This window comes from Paenibacillus sp. B2(2019), assembly GCF_008370385.1.
Lineage (GTDB): Bacteria > Bacillota > Bacilli > Paenibacillales > Paenibacillaceae > Paenibacillus_AQ.
Genome location: NZ_VTZR01000019.1, coordinates 293,183 through 306,599 on the forward strand (window position 1 = coordinate 293,183; position 13,417 = coordinate 306,599).

Sequence of the window (13,417 nt, forward strand, 5' to 3'; positions counted from 1 at the left end):
AAATTTTATTCCGATTTAATATCTTTACCCTGTTTCTTTATTTCCGCATCCAAATGACTACTATACTTTTCCACGAAACTAAGCATACTATCAAATTGTTCCTCGGTTATCTGCGCAAAGACGGCTTTATCCCGCTCTTGAAACTCTTTGTGAAGGTTCTCATGGATTTTATAAATTACTTTTCCTTGCTCAGTAAGCCTAAAATAGATTTCTTTTTTGTTATCCGACTTCTGGTAGCTTTCGATCAGGCCTTTTTCTATGAGTTTCTTAGTTAATTTACTTATGGCACCGCGAGTCATAAAAAAGGACTCCGCAAGTTTTGTAACGTTGGAATCTACATTTTTTTCAATGTATTCAATACAATGTACTTCGGAAGATGTATAACCCTTAAGACTTGCTTCCATCTTATCTTTGTTAAGCCAAACAATCTTATTATATAGGTCCCTGACACCCGTTAGGATCTGATCTTCTTTGTTCATGACCTGTCCTCCCACCCACTCTTGCATTAACAATATTATATCACATTATTTTTTTGTTTCTATTTCAACAATTATTTAAAATAATTAATTCAGGAATTGAGCGAACAGCAAATAGGGTTTCGAAACGGAAACCATTCGTTTCAAAACCCTATTGCTCTATAGTCTGAAGCTACCTACAAAAGCAGCCTTTGCTAATCCTAACATTATGCACGAGTGGAGAGAATGAATCTCTCTAGCGCTGCTGTATCCGTAATCCTATGATTACATTCTTGGCTCTCAATGCAAATATATTGGCCAATGGAGGAGTAATCATCCGGCGAAGATTTTGCAAGCCTGGTCTTGACCGTAAAGAAGGCGAGCTGTTGCTGCCGATTACAGAACAGGCAATACCCCTTCTTGTTCATTGGTGTCATTCTACCCTCAATACCGATAAACTGCCCTTCGAACGGATATACAATAAATAGTTTATTGGTAGCAATATCTATCCAGCTCAAATATGTCATATATCGAAAGTCGATTGCTGATAAATCAGGTACCTTCAGCTTCTTATTCTTAGGGAATAACTTCTGAATCTGTTTGGGTGTAATCTGTGGATAAGGTTCTAAATAAGGCTCTAATCCACTAAGATACTTCTGAAAATCGTATGCAGTCTCAAAGGTAGATATTTGTTGCAGCAACTGCTGCTGACTATCACTTAGTGTTGGAAAAGCTTCTACAACATTCAACGAAGAACGATATCTTACCGTCTCCAAGACTCTTCGATCCGCTACAGTTCGCAGTGTTTTTAAAAGGAAGTCTGTTTGTTTTTTAATAAAATTATATTGATGGTTTCTAATAAATGGTGTATTCATTGCTCTTCAGCCCCTTATTTGTTACAAGCATTAACGCCTTCGGAGTCCTATAAGGACGGTGAGCGTTTAAGCGAGAAATATAAGAAATAAAGTATAGAGTGAAACTTATACTTTCTTATATTTTGAAATTTCATAAGGTGCAAAGCCCATTATTAGAAACGATAATATTTAGTTTGGGCGATCATCCATCCTATCGCACCTCACGCAAAGTATCGCCCTAATTTAGGCTTTGCGTGAGGAACTTCTAGCTAATGGGCAAACCAGCATTAGCACAGTACCACCTCCGATTACATTCACGAAAAAAGTATAACAGGAATGTTTGGAATCGGCTAGACCATGTTGCCAACCTCTGCTTCATCTCTGGAAGGTGCTTCACCAATGAGCTGCTTCAAAAGTTTCTTTCAATTCCTCAACCGTCGAGCAGGTAATATTCAACCGATTCAGAACATCCCATATTGCAGACATTGATGACTATCACTACCGGCAATCACAGGTACACCAAGCGTTTCAGCAAATGGTGTGATCAGGTTCTTATAAGTCTCTGCCCCCTGCATGTAAATATCCTTTGCATTGAAATCAAAAGCATCTAATCTCCGAAGCAGCTCCGGGTCCAGTTGATGTAATGGCGTAGAAGTTCGGAAGGGATGAGCTCCGATTTTCCAAAGGTTATGTTCGTCGGCCATGTCCAGCAGATCCTTGAAAGTAATAAAATCCCCCTCCTGCGTATGCTCATCCAGTAAAGCCCGAACTGCTAGAACATTCTCCTTAAGTCCGATCAGCAGGATATGACCTGTCTCGCGATATCCACCTCCATACCTGGAAACAGTTTAAGTCTGTTTACATCATAATACGGAGTGATTGCTAAAATAACCGCCTACTGTAAAAAATGCGAATGAATGACCATGGAAATCATGAATAATTTACCTCCTTTTACAAACACTACGAAACAAAAGGAGGCTGATGTTTCATGTGTCAACGTTTTTCTCTGGCGGCCGAACTACAAGACATTAGGGATCATTTTGAGATCAAACGGGTGATGTACTACTATAAAGACCGCTATAATATTAGTCCCACACAGGATATGCCTGTCGTATTACAGCAGGATGGTGAGCGAATTCTGGATGAGTTCCGCTGGGGATTCGTTCCTTATTGGGGTAAAGATGCGATCAATGCGGATCTCCGAAATGTGCATCAGAATCCAACCTATCGCAAGATGGTGGACAAGCAGCGCTGTATTATCCCTTGCAATGGATTTTACTATTGGAAAAAAGAAGGCAAGAAGACTTATCCAGTTCGGGTAGTCATGAATAATCGCAGTATGTTCGGAGTGGCTGGTCTATACGAAATTTGGCGGGATACGCGCGGGGAGCCTCTTCGTACCTGCTCTCTGGTCATGACAGATGCCAATCCACTGATTAGCGAATTTGAGAGCCGGATGCCGGCGATTTTGTCCCCACAGGATATCACTCGATGGCTTGATGAGGAGACAAATGATCTGGAAGCACTGAATCCGATTCTGCGGCCTTATTCAGCAGATGAAATGCAGGTGTACCCGGTCACACCAATGATTAACGACAACAGGAACGACTCGGCTGAATGTATTCGAGAAATGGATCTGAAGGGATCCTGGGTAAAGCCTTGAGATGATAGCAGAATTGGATTAGATGCTCTAAAAATGAAGCAGCGGTGCTAGGGCTGAGAATTAAAACCTTAGCACATCGCTGCTTTAATTGCTTATCATTTCTATTGGCTCTTCATCCAATTACATACTCAAGAGTTCAGTTCGAATTTATATTGTTCAAGCTTTTCAAAAACACCATCCACCCATTCAGGATCATCCCATAACTTAGAATTGTTAAACTTTCTAACCGCAGGATGACCCGTTGTGATAGTATCTACACCATCCTTGTACAAAGTACAAATCAACAATTTCTAATGACTTATTTACAGATTGAACTAACAGTTTGCAAGTCATCCCAGACCAGCCCCTTCCTTCTCCACCTTCCCTATAAACTCATCCATCTCTTTCCTCGTTCTCAGAATAACAACCTCTTTACGTCCTTTAATCTGCTCAAGTTTCTTTATAGTGTTCACTCGACCTTTTTTTCTATAATTCCAAACCCATTTCACAAAATCCCAATCTAATTTTTCTGGGCATTCTTGATTCATATCCGGTCTGGATTTCTTGTGATATATAATTCGTCGTTTGATAATTCGGTAGATGCATAGAAGTCTAGGCATATCTAAGAAAATTATTAAATCGGCTTTGTTAATTCGGATATCCATCGTTCTTGAATAGTTACCATCCATGATCCAATGCTCTTCATTGATAAATTGTTCGACAATATTATTCCACTCTTCATTTGGTTTAGGAACCCAGTCGGCATTCCAGTAATAGGTATCCAAATGTACAACAGGGAGATCAAGTATGTAATGTAGTTTGCGAGACAAGGTAGATTTGCCCGATCCAGCAGATCCAATGACTAGTATTCGGTTCATAGGTTCTCCTTTCGCAAAAAAAACACTAACAGGACGTTAGTGCCTTCCAAGAGTTATTATTTTGAAATTTTTATAGCTTAAATCGATTTCAGAAAATCCTTAACAGCCTGCGTCTTCTTATCCCCGTTCTTCTCCAGTAGCATCAAAAATTCTTCAAGCTGGATCAGTAGTGGGCTGGCTTCAATCTGCTCTGGCCCCGCTTCTGACAATGTATTCTCGTATGCAATTGCCGCTTCTTCACTCATCACTTGCGTTATCTTATCAAAGAGCGGAGAGTTTTGGGTACCGTTAAACACATATTCTTTGGCTACGTTATAGGCTTCCTTAATAGCTATTGTACGGTTGGAAGACTTATAGGTTGACAAAAAATCTTCATATGCCATAGCCCGTTCTATGACCTTGTACCAGTTGATCAGCAAAGTTCCGTTCACAGCAGAGGGTTGCTCAGACTCAGTAGCCATCAGCTCGATATAGGCTTGCAAATCTTTGGAGACGTAAGGTTTGAACACTTTGAAGCTTTTGTATTGAATGATTGGATAAAAGCGTCCGCCACCCAATTCAAGCTTATAGTCCATGGCAGTCAAGTCCTGTAGAACAACACGGGTCTGGGACTGCTTCACCTTGGATCGAGCCAGCACCATTGACATGCCTGGAGTATAAATATCTTTGATATCTTGTTGAATAACAGGCGTATTCATTCGTTTGATTGCTGTAGGTAGATAAGCTTTCAGGGCATTTTCCAAATGTAAAACGGCTAAATTAGCCTCTGCTGGCGTCATCTCATCAATACGATTGACTAAGGTGGCTTGGGCCAGACTGAGAGATGAAGGTTTCTTCACTCTTTGCTCAAACAAACTAAAAGCAGCAGAAGACTTAACAACCGCTGCTTTTGACCGCTGTGGGAAGGCAAAGGAAATGGCAAGACCGATACTGGTCAAGAACAGGATTAAGCCGAGAGGGGCAGCAATGCTTTTCATAAAAATTGATCGTTCCATGGTACAGCTCCTTCCAGGGTAGACTGAGACAATGATTCGATCTTAAAAATATCATTAAATGGAAAATAATTCAATGATCATGTCAAAATCAAACATCACCATTATGCCGCTCTAGAATTATCCAAGCATAGCAGCTTGTCGTTTGTATTGATCCTCCAGTACTAAACAAGCCATAGCCTCTACGACAGGTACGATTCTCGGACAAATACATGGATCATGTCTGCCTTCGGTGCGTATCTCTTGTTCTTCCCCTTTGATGTTAGTCGTTTGCTGTGGCACAGAGATGGACGAAGTAGGCTTTACACTGATCCGAAATACGATTTCTTGTCCTGTACTAATCCCCCCGATGATTCCTCCGGAATGATTAGTAAGAAACCCATCACTATTCCTGGCGTCATTATGCTCACTTCCCAGCATCGTTGCTGCTTCGAAGCCAGCTCCAAATTCTATCCCTTTAACAGCGCCAATGGACAGCATAGCTTTCGCCAGCTCTGCATCCAATTTATCAAAGACCGGCTCTCCAAGACCCGGAACCACGCCACGAATACGGCATTCTACAATGCCACCACAGCTATCCCCAATCTCGGCTAACCCCTCAATTTTTTTAATCATTTTGTCAGCTGCAATTGGATCACAGGCACGGACAGCGTTTTGTTCAATCACACCCTCATCGAAGGATTCACATCTTATGCCTCCGATTTCTTGTGTGTACGCTACTACCTGTACACCTCTTCTCTCTAACAACTTACGAGCTATCGCACCTCCGGCCACTCTTGCCGCAGTTTCTCTACCTGAAGCACGTCCGCTACCGCGATGATCTCGAATGCCGTATTTCTCTAAATAAGTAAAGTCGGCATGGCCCGGACGAAAAGCGTCCTGGATCTCGCTGTACGCTTCTGGTCTCATATCGTGGTTTTGAAGAACTACAAAGAGCGGCGTACCTGTTGTTTTTCCCTCAAATACTCCTGATTGTATGTGGACAACATCATATTCTTTACGAGGAGTAGTCACTGAAGATTGGCCCGGTTTTCTCCGATCCATCTGTTTCTGTATATATGCTTCGTTAATCTCGACGCCTGGTGTTACACCATCCACTATGACCCCTACCGACACACCATGTGACTCACCGAAGGTTGTAATTTTGAACACTTCACCGAATGTATTTCCTGCCATTATATATGCACTCCTTATTTAGTATTGGACCTGTACGCCTAACGCTGACAAACGGTCAAAATAATCTGGACAGGTCTTTGAGACACAACCAGGGTCGATAATCTGAATATTCTCAATCTTCAAGCCGATTAAAGAAAGCGCCATAGCCATCCGATGATCGTCATGAGAATTTAGTAAAGCTGGGAGTGGCTGACCCGGATATACCGTTAGACCATCCTCAAACTCTTCCACACGTATTCCGAGCTTACTTATTTCCTCGCATATCGCGGCTATCCGATCACATTCATGATGTCTGATATGTGCGGCATCCTTTAGAGTGATTGGACCATCTGCAAAAATAGCCATAGCAGCCATTGTTAGTGTTTGATCCGACCATTTCTTCATACTCACTGTGTATCCACCCTTAAGCCGTGGGACACCTTGTACTTCAACAAAGTTCTCCCCACGAACAACGGTACAGCCCATTACCTCCAGAACGTCTAAGAACTCGATATCAGGTTGACTTGTATTGCTAGCATTGATCCCTTCAATTCGTACACGTCCTGCCGTAAGCGCAGCTACCGCCCAGAAGTAACAGCATGTGGATACATCAGGCTCTAAAGTGATCGTGTGACCTTGATACTTTCCTGCAGGAACCGTTATCGATTGACCGTCCTGAGATGCTTCTGGTGTTACACCAAAGGAGGCCATCATAGTAAGGGTCATCTCTACATAGTCTCTTTGCACAACTTCTCCATCAACATACACGGTTACCGGTTCTTTGGCATACGGTGCGGCTAGCAGTAATCCACTTATAAATTGACTTGAAGTGGAGCCGGGCAGGGTTGCCTTTCCTCCTTGCAGACCTTTTGCCTCTAATGTAAAAGGTAAACAACGGTCGGCTTGTTTATACTCAAATTGTGCACCCAGGGTTGTTAATGCATTGAGTAATGGCGCGAGTGGCCGCTCACAAAGCCGTTTACTTCCATTCATTGTCCAAGTGCCAGTCCCTGCCGCGAGTGCAGCAGGTAAGAATCTCGCAACTGTACCTGCCGCTCCTACATATAGCTCACCAGTCGGATTCGGCCAGTTGCCGCCACATCCATCCACAACAGCTGTCTCTTCTTCTATCACAACGGGAATCCCAAGTTTCTTTAATGATTCAATACACCAGTAAGAGTCATCACTTCTTAATATTCCCTTTATTTCTGAACGTCCATCAGCTAAAGCAGCGATTACCAAGGCCCGATTCGTCAGACTTTTGCTTCCTGATATGGTTATCGTCCCATTGATTACCGCTTTCGCTGGGCTAATCTTCACTATGTGTTTATCGCTATTCGTTGACCATGGAGAACGTGCTTCTAAGTCCGGTTGATTGGATTCCACTTCATCCACCCCTTTGAATTATTCCTCTAGCATGATTATAATGAATGAAATGAAATAAATGAAATTGGATTTTTACCATAATGATATAGAGGTGGTCTATACCACATGTTCAACTTGGAGTGGTATCGTATTTTCTGGCAAACGGCACGTCATCGAAATTTAACAAAAGCTGCAGGGGAACTACATATTACACAGCCTTCTGTGAGTTATGCCATTAAACAAATGGAAGAAGCATTAGGACTGAAGCTGTTTCACAGGCTGTCCAAAGGTGTAGAGCTTACAGAAGAAGGACGAGCGCTATTTGAATATGTGGAGCAATCCTTTTCCATGCTGGATTCTGCACAAAAGCATCTGGAGAGCTTGAAGCAGTTAAATGAGGGAGAAATACGAATCGGAGCCAGTGATTATCTGATCAAGCATCTTTTGTTGCCGCAGTTGAATACCTTTCATAGCACATACTCAGGTATACGAATTCGTCTCTCTCATGGGAAGACGCCAGACATCACTAAGCGTTTAAAAGATGGTGAGATCGACTGCGCCTTTGTCCATATGCCGCTTCACGATCCACTGCTAAATATACAGACGCTGGCTGTGTTAGAGGATTGTTTTGTAGTAGGTGAAGCCTATCAAGAATTAGCTAGTCGTTCACTAACCATGAGAGAAGTGTCAGAGCTGCCTTTAATCTTATTTTCTCAAGGGAGCAGTACTAGAGTATTTGTTGAACAATGGTTTGCGACTAAGGGATTATCGGTAATTCCAGATATTGAATTGGGGAGCATAGAACTGCTAGCAGAGTTCGCCAGATTAGGGTATGGGGCAGCTTTTATCAGCCGTTCTTTCGTGCAAGAGGATCTTCACAGTGGAAAGCTTTATGAGTTGAAGCTAGATGATCCGCTTTTACCTCGCAGTATAGGCTTTGCAGTACGATGGGATCGAAAGCTGTCTGTTGCGGCTGAGCAATTTGTTCAGATGATTGGTACACAGTTTCTTTGACTTAAAAAAGCAAAAACACCGGGAAGCCCGGTGTTTACTTCATTCCTAAAGCTTCTTTAATTTGTGGGATAGATAAACCGTTTGCTTTCATCTCTTTGATCCAAAGAATGCGTGCGACGGTTTCCTCTCTATTATATCTGCGTGTTAAATTCTCCTCGGCCTGTTCAAAGGGAAGCATGCCTTCTTCTGTGTAATGTTTGAGTGTACTATAACGAGAATTTGTGATTCTTACCAATTCACCTATAGATACATACTCTGAAGCCAGAATATTCTCCATGGAACGTTGTCTAGACATTGATTACCAACTCCTTTACAGCGGGCGCTTCGGAACAAGACGCACACCTTGAATTGGCACTTTCATCATTACAAAATGCGGGATCGCATCGTATAACAAATTATCAATTTTAAGGGTCGCAATCGATCCTCTCTCCATCACCTTAACTTCATGTCCATAGGACACTAATCTTGTAATAACTGCGTCTAGTCTTTGATTAGAATTATCAAACCAAGACTCTGTTTCTATAAAGACCGCTCGTGATGGCTCTAGGGCAGGGAATAATAGATTGATACTACTACCGATAAAAGTCTTCGCAAACTTTGTCTTCAATTCTAAAAAGCGTTTGATTCCCAGCTCAATTCCATGGCGAATTTGTATTGGAAACAATGCCTTTGCCCATAAATTACTTTGGTATAGATCATGTAGTCTGATATTTACCTTTTCTATTTCATTCAGCGAGAAGAAATTATGCATGCATCCACATTCACGAAGTAGCCACAGCATACAAATGACCTCATCCGTTACTGAACCCTCTTCCAAAATTTCTGCGCGGATGTTCTCTGTAATGCTTGAGTACACCTCCAAATTACTACGATAAGCTCTAACTTCAACTTCGGCAGTATCAAAAAACATATCACTCCCTAACAGACTTGGGATATCTTCAAGCAGAGTCATTGCTTTAAGATAATCTGAAATCGCTGTCTCGAACTTTTTTAATTGTTTGTTAGACAGCATGGAAGCCTTTTTTACCCACCAATTTAAATCGCCCTTCAATTCAGCATCTTTATGAAGCAAAGGTTGTAGAACCGTTTCTCTATAAAGTGTTGAATGAGCTTGACCAAATCCCTCCTTGGGCAAAGTTAACTTGTTCTCTGATTGCGTAAAACATCCCTCTAAGTAAAGCTCCAATATAACCGCTGCTGCCATACAGCGTAAAGACACTTTCTTGACAGTAGTCATATGAAGACTTCTCTGTGCATTAAGCGCGATCACTGAAAAACTTGGTGCTAATTTTAAATCCATCATAACCATCCACCCCTATCCATAAATTCGTATTTACTGGATGATATTTATTCCGTATGGTGAGCGTTTCGATTAACTTACTACTTACTACTTACTACTTATCACTTACAATACTCTACATTTACATTATTTTCAAGTGTTCTTGAATAAATTAAATAAATCCCCAACTTGTAATCGGAGACTACTAAAAGAACGGACAATCATATCCTTTCAATCAAAAAAAAACCAGATCCGTAAGAAATTTCTTACATTGCTTACGGATCTGGTTTTGAATTAAAAATAAACCGATATTTTCTTTTTATGTATGTCCTTAAGTCATTAATATTCAGCACTGCGGTACAAAGTTATTTTTTTTTCATATTATAAAATAAGACCCGCAGTGAAAGGAATTTAAACTCATGGAATATTTGAATATGCTGGCTAAATTAGGTGTTGGAAATGCTCATCCTGGAGGGTTTACTGCAACTTTAAAGCAATTTGAACAATATCCTCTACCAACTGCTTCCCGAATCCTTGAAGTTGGTTGTGGCACTGGCAGAACATCCTGTTATTTAGCTGCGCAAGGTCATGATGTAGTAGGTATAGATATTCAACCAGATATGATCTCAAAAGCAAAAATACGAGCTGAAAAAGAGAATTCTTCAATTCAATTCTTAGTAGGAGACGCAAGTTTGCTTCCATTTCCTAACGAGTCATTTGATGTGATTCTTGTTGAGTCTGTATCCATTTTCACTGATACAGAAAAGGCATTCTCGGAATATTATAGGGTTCTTAGGACTGGAGGCAAGCTTTTTGACAGAGAAATGATTCAATATAAACCTATGTCTACAGACATTAATCAAATGATTAGTACATTTTATCATGTTAAGAATCTATGGGACTTTAATGATTGGTCAGCATTAGTAAACACTATGGGATTTTATCATTCACAGATAGATGGTCCCTTCTTGTTCCCTAAATCAAGTGAGGATCTTACAGAGCATCCAGACCATTATCAACAAATGGATGCTGATTCCTTTCTTGACCACACGATTTGGGAAGTGATCAGTCAGTACAATAGTATAATGGACCGTTATCATGAATACATCGGATTTATTCTCGTAATTGGAACGAAATAAAGGATTGGCTTGTCCATCAACATTTGCGAAAAAAGAACAATAGCCTTGTAACAGTGACTATTGTTCTTTGTGATAGCCTGCTATTATACAAAGAAACAAGCAGATAACACAATTACTAATAAGATATAAAGAACCAAAATTTCTCCAGTAGAAGTAAATCTGCCTCCAACTCCACAACTCATTGATTATCCCCCCTTTTACTTCATAAAACATAATATGCACTGCTATTCTAAATGTATGGACTATAACCTAATTAACATGAGCTGACGGATTTTAATATCCTACTCACGCCGGAAATAATTACGAATTGGTCCCTTGTTATATCCTCCATTAACTTCTGTTATGCGGTAAAAACAACTTATTTTGGTATTGAGCAAAAAAAACAGCACAAAATATCATGCACTGCTTCCCTATCCACCTTAAACTGTAGAAAAAAGGAGGGAACAGGATGTTAACGATTTCCGTTCATACACTGGATTTGAAAGGAACAAGCTATGAAATTGGGTATAAGCTAGGCAATATTATTTCAGAAAATACAGCACACAAGATTGCTTACACTCGTAAACTCGAAGGCTTTGGTCTAACAGAATATAAAGACGCTGTCAAACTATTCGATGAGTGGTGCCCAGGCATTTCAGAAGAAATTGTTGGCTTTGCCGATGCATTAAAGGTTAATACCGAGCAAATCGCTTACTACGCCATGACGTATCTGCTGCCGCGATGCAGTCAGATTGCCTTGCTGCCAAATATGACAGCACAGAACAAGCCATTGTTAGCTCGCAACTATGAATTCAATCATCAGATCGAGGATTTTGTGTTAGTCAGAACCTCAGTAACAGGTAAATATACGCACATGGGTACAAGTACAATGAGCTTTGGGAGAGACGACGGTTTTAATGAGCACGGACTTGCTGTTACAATGAGTGCTTGCGGCTTTCCTGTCGGGGCTGTGCCCTTTTTGCGTGCACCTAAAGTAAAAGGATTACATTTCTGGGCGGCCATTCGGGCGTTACTGGAAAATTGTAAAAATGTCGAAGAATCACTTTTTTATTTGAAAGAGATGCCTATCGCCTGTAATGTCAATTTGATGCTGCTAGATAAAAATGGGAATGCCGCCTTGTTTGAAACGATGAACGGCATGCAAGCAACGAAGCAAATTAGTCCAGCTTCGCAAGAGCAGTTCCTCTGGGCTACCAATCATCCAGTTCTTCCACCATTAGTTCGTTATGAGCCCCAGGCTGCCATTCATTCTTTGCGGCGAGGGGAGTGGATCGCTTCCCAACTGAAAGGAGCAACAGCTATGACGAATGAACATCTAAAGGAGATGCTGTTGTCCAAATACCCGAATGGGCTGTGCAGTCATTATTATGAGGATTACTTCGGTACAACCAAAAGCATGGTGTTCTCCCCCGCAGACGGTATAATAGAGCTATGTTGGGGCGGCAGAGTGGAAAATGGCTGGCAGACTTATGATTTAAAACAAGCTATACCAGACTCCACAACAAATATCCAGATTTGTATGGAGAGAGCGGACAAAGCTATGTTCGATTATCAATCTTTGAATAGTTGACCGATGGAGGGATTCAAAATTGGACTATCGACTGGCGTTAGAGCAAGCGATAATCTATATTGAAGACATGCTTGGCGAAGCGATTAAAGTAGAGGATGTTGCACGGGCAGCAGGGTATTCCTACTATCATTTGAACCGCCAATTCACCGCTATATTAGGGGAAAGCATCGGCAGCTATATTAAGAAACGTCGACTGGCCAATGCTGCAAAAGCTTTGCTTTACACAAACAAAAGAATTATAGATGTTGCGCTAGACAACGGCTTTGAGTCCGCCGAGTCTTTTAGTCGCGCGTTTAAATTCATATATAAGGTCAGCCCGCAGGAATACCGTATCAATCGACTGGACACCTTCATTGCTTCCAAGACTAAACTGCACGCTAATTTATTGGAGCATCTAACTTGCAATGTTACCGTACACCCTACCATTGTAAAACTCCCAGAGACGAAGGTCGCCGGAATACGTGGAGAAACAACGCTCAAGGATAACAAACTAGCCGAACTGTGGCAGAAATTCAACAAAATTTCTACTCAAATTCCCCATCGTTCACTTAATGGACGAGGATTTGGCATCTGCGAGGCCTGTCATGAAAACAGCCTATACTCCATGAGTGATGAGGTGCTATTTACGGAGGTTGCTGGCATCGAAGTGGCTTCTTTTGAAGGACTTCCTGCAAAATTTGTACAAAAGGTACTTCCAGAGGGGCGTTACGCCGTATTCACTCACACTGGTACACTGCGCACGCTTCCCCAAACGTTCCATTATATTTGGGGAACGTGGTTCCTTAACACGAAAGAGGAAATGGACGAGCGTGAGGATTTTGAGCTATACGATCAACGATATTTAGGATATGATCATCCTGATTCCAAAGTAGATCTGTACATTCCGATCAAATAAAAATCATGACCCCCTAGAGAATTATTGGATGATAGCGCGGCTTAGACCAAACTGCAAAAGCCCAAGCGTTGAATAAACTGTACCCTATGTAAAGGACATTTAAAAAAAGTCTAGGCAGATTGAAGAAGATGATCTCTGTATTGAACAGGGGTCATCTTTTTTAAATCCCATTGATACCT

The 13,417-nt window shown here is 41.3% G+C and carries 16 protein-coding genes; 5 read left to right on the top strand and 11 right to left on the bottom strand.

Translation table 11 applies throughout. The features are described 5' to 3' along the window. Nucleotides 1-5: 5 nt before the first annotated feature. The 3 genes from PAENI_RS17685 to PAENI_RS17695 form a co-directional block, all read right to left on the bottom strand. Complete coding sequence (locus PAENI_RS17685; protein ID WP_149646161.1) at nucleotides 6-479, bottom strand: MarR family transcriptional regulator; 474 nt, start codon at nucleotides 477-479, stop codon at nucleotides 6-8. 203 nt (nucleotides 480-682) lie between these two features. After that, nucleotides 683-1,330: a FusB/FusC family EF-G-binding protein gene (locus PAENI_RS17690; RefSeq protein ID WP_149646162.1), complete on the bottom strand. Its 648-nt coding sequence runs from the start codon at nucleotides 1,328-1,330 to the stop codon at nucleotides 683-685. Nucleotides 1,331-1,770: 440 nt separating this feature from the next. Then, the gene (locus PAENI_RS17695; protein ID WP_149646163.1) at nucleotides 1,771-2,013 is read right to left on the bottom strand and encodes a PHP domain-containing protein; all 243 of its coding nucleotides are present in this window, start codon (nucleotides 2,011-2,013) and stop codon (nucleotides 1,771-1,773) included. A 284-nt stretch (nucleotides 2,014-2,297) separates the two neighbouring features. On the opposite strand from PAENI_RS17695, the gene PAENI_RS17700 reads away from it, so the two are divergent. Further along, nucleotides 2,298-2,972: an SOS response-associated peptidase gene (locus tag PAENI_RS17700; RefSeq protein ID WP_076285391.1), complete on the top strand. Its 675-nt coding sequence runs from the start codon at nucleotides 2,298-2,300 to the stop codon at nucleotides 2,970-2,972. A 128-nt stretch (nucleotides 2,973-3,100) separates the two neighbouring features. On the opposite strand, the gene PAENI_RS32250 is transcribed toward PAENI_RS17700, so the two are convergent. The 5 genes from PAENI_RS32250 to aroA form a co-directional block, all read right to left on the bottom strand. After that, a complete protein-coding gene (locus PAENI_RS32250; RefSeq protein WP_223178967.1) occupies nucleotides 3,101-3,244 on the bottom strand; it encodes a hypothetical protein in 144 nt (47 codons plus the stop codon). 57 nt (nucleotides 3,245-3,301) lie between these two features. Then, nucleotides 3,302-3,829: a DNA topology modulation protein gene (locus PAENI_RS17710; protein ID WP_076285390.1), complete on the bottom strand. Its 528-nt coding sequence runs from the start codon at nucleotides 3,827-3,829 to the stop codon at nucleotides 3,302-3,304. A 77-nt stretch (nucleotides 3,830-3,906) separates the two neighbouring features. Further along, on the bottom strand, nucleotides 3,907-4,824 hold the full coding sequence (locus tag PAENI_RS17715) for a hypothetical protein (RefSeq protein WP_149646164.1): 918 nt from the start codon (nucleotides 4,822-4,824) through the stop codon (nucleotides 3,907-3,909). A 117-nt stretch (nucleotides 4,825-4,941) separates the two neighbouring features. Next, nucleotides 4,942-5,997, bottom strand: a complete 1,056-nt coding sequence (gene aroC / locus PAENI_RS17720; RefSeq protein WP_042189513.1) for a chorismate synthase — start codon at nucleotides 5,995-5,997, stop codon at nucleotides 4,942-4,944. An 18-nt stretch (nucleotides 5,998-6,015) separates the two neighbouring features. After that, complete coding sequence (gene aroA / locus PAENI_RS17725; RefSeq protein WP_149646165.1) at nucleotides 6,016-7,362, bottom strand: 3-phosphoshikimate 1-carboxyvinyltransferase; 1,347 nt, start codon at nucleotides 7,360-7,362, stop codon at nucleotides 6,016-6,018. Nucleotides 7,363-7,467: 105 nt separating this feature from the next. On the opposite strand from aroA, the gene PAENI_RS17730 reads away from it, so the two are divergent. Beyond that, complete coding sequence (locus tag PAENI_RS17730; RefSeq protein ID WP_149646166.1) at nucleotides 7,468-8,355, top strand: LysR family transcriptional regulator; 888 nt, start codon at nucleotides 7,468-7,470, stop codon at nucleotides 8,353-8,355. Nucleotides 8,356-8,389: 34 nt separating this feature from the next. Here the strand turns inward: PAENI_RS17730 and PAENI_RS17735 are convergent, their stop codons facing one another. Together PAENI_RS17735 and PAENI_RS17740 are read right to left on the bottom strand one after the other, a co-directional pair. Further along, nucleotides 8,390-8,650, bottom strand: a complete 261-nt coding sequence (locus tag PAENI_RS17735) for a helix-turn-helix domain-containing protein (RefSeq protein ID WP_149646167.1) — start codon at nucleotides 8,648-8,650, stop codon at nucleotides 8,390-8,392. Nucleotides 8,651-8,665: 15 nt separating this feature from the next. Further along, nucleotides 8,666-9,658 (bottom strand): hypothetical protein, encoded by a 993-nt coding sequence (locus PAENI_RS17740; RefSeq protein ID WP_149646168.1) that lies wholly within the window; start codon nucleotides 9,656-9,658, stop codon nucleotides 8,666-8,668. A gap of 395 nt (nucleotides 9,659-10,053) precedes the next feature. Here PAENI_RS17740 and PAENI_RS17745 point away from each other — a divergent pair, with 395 nt between their 5' ends. After that, complete coding sequence (locus PAENI_RS17745; RefSeq protein ID WP_149646169.1) at nucleotides 10,054-10,773, top strand: class I SAM-dependent methyltransferase; 720 nt, start codon at nucleotides 10,054-10,056, stop codon at nucleotides 10,771-10,773. Nucleotides 10,774-10,856: 83 nt separating this feature from the next. Here PAENI_RS17745 and PAENI_RS32650 read toward each other — a convergent pair whose 3' ends face one another. Next, nucleotides 10,857-10,955, bottom strand: a complete 99-nt coding sequence (locus PAENI_RS32650) for a sporulation protein YjcZ (protein ID WP_082651031.1) — start codon at nucleotides 10,953-10,955, stop codon at nucleotides 10,857-10,859. A 266-nt stretch (nucleotides 10,956-11,221) separates the two neighbouring features. On the opposite strand from PAENI_RS32650, the gene PAENI_RS17755 reads away from it, so the two are divergent. Together PAENI_RS17755 and PAENI_RS17760 are read left to right on the top strand one after the other, a co-directional pair. Next, nucleotides 11,222-12,343 carry a C45 family autoproteolytic acyltransferase/hydrolase gene (locus PAENI_RS17755; RefSeq protein WP_149646170.1) on the top strand — a complete coding sequence of 374 codons (1,122 nt, stop codon included), beginning with the start codon at nucleotides 11,222-11,224 and terminating at the stop codon, nucleotides 12,341-12,343. Nucleotides 12,344-12,362: 19 nt separating this feature from the next. Next, entirely contained in the window at nucleotides 12,363-13,238 is an 876-nt protein-coding gene (locus PAENI_RS17760) for an AraC family transcriptional regulator (protein ID WP_149646171.1), read from the top strand. Nucleotides 13,239-13,417: the final 179 nt, after the last annotated feature.